This is a genomic window from Pseudomonas sp. AGC41 (assembly GCF_057334555.1).
Window position 1 is genome coordinate 17,969 of record NZ_JBHFJB010000074.1, and the last position, 728, is coordinate 18,696.

A 728-nucleotide genomic window follows, 5' to 3' on the forward strand; every position below is an offset into this window, starting at 1 on the left:
GCTTGGGCCTGCTGCGCAGGCCAGCGGGAGCCCGCCCCCCCCCCACAGGGGGCTGTGTAACGGCGGCTAGCGGGCTTCGACGTTATCCAGCGCGCGGTTCGCCAGCAGCCCGCTCAGTTCGATCAGTTGCTGGATGCCCAGGGCAATGTGGCGTCGCGAGCCGTCCAGGTCGAAGGCCAGGTCGGTGACCATGGCATTGGCCGAGGCGAGGGTTTCGCTGAGGTTGGCGAGCAGGGCTTCGGTTTCGATGCCGTTGATGACGGTGAAGAGTTGGGTGGGTTCGGTGTCTGGCGGGTTTGGGGTTGCTTTGAACATAGATGGAGTCTCATGTGGAATTTAGAGAAGCCATGACCCCTCGCTACCAAACGAAGGGTGGCGGCCATACGAAGGTTGGTAGACCGGTCCACATGAACACCGGCGCGCCCGAAGACGCCCTACGCATGGCCACCATTATGCAAATGCTGAAGGGCATTCGCAGAAAGTGAAGCTGTGCGTCACATGGAAAACCGGGCTACCAAACCCGATCGCTGATTTTCAGCGACCGAGCAACAGTAAAGCCCGCCCTCAAGACGCACAAGCCGGCGGATTCTGGCGTAGTCGTAGGCAACGGCGCAAGACGACGTAGCCCAAACCCGAAGGATCCTACAACTGAATAAACACAGCCCCATGGGACTGGAAAAAAACCGGCTACAGAACACCTTGTGGCGAGGGGATTTATCCCCGTTGGG

The 728-nt window shown here is 60.0% G+C and carries 1 protein-coding gene; it reads right to left on the reverse strand.

Annotated features, from left to right (window positions below; translation table 11 throughout):
• Window positions 1-66: 66 nt before the first annotated feature.
• On the reverse strand, window positions 67-315 hold the full coding sequence (locus ACE04F_RS13635; protein ID WP_486107437.1) for a DUF6124 family protein: 249 nt from the start codon (window positions 313-315) through the stop codon (window positions 67-69).
• Between the last annotated feature and the right edge of the window lie 413 nt (window positions 316-728).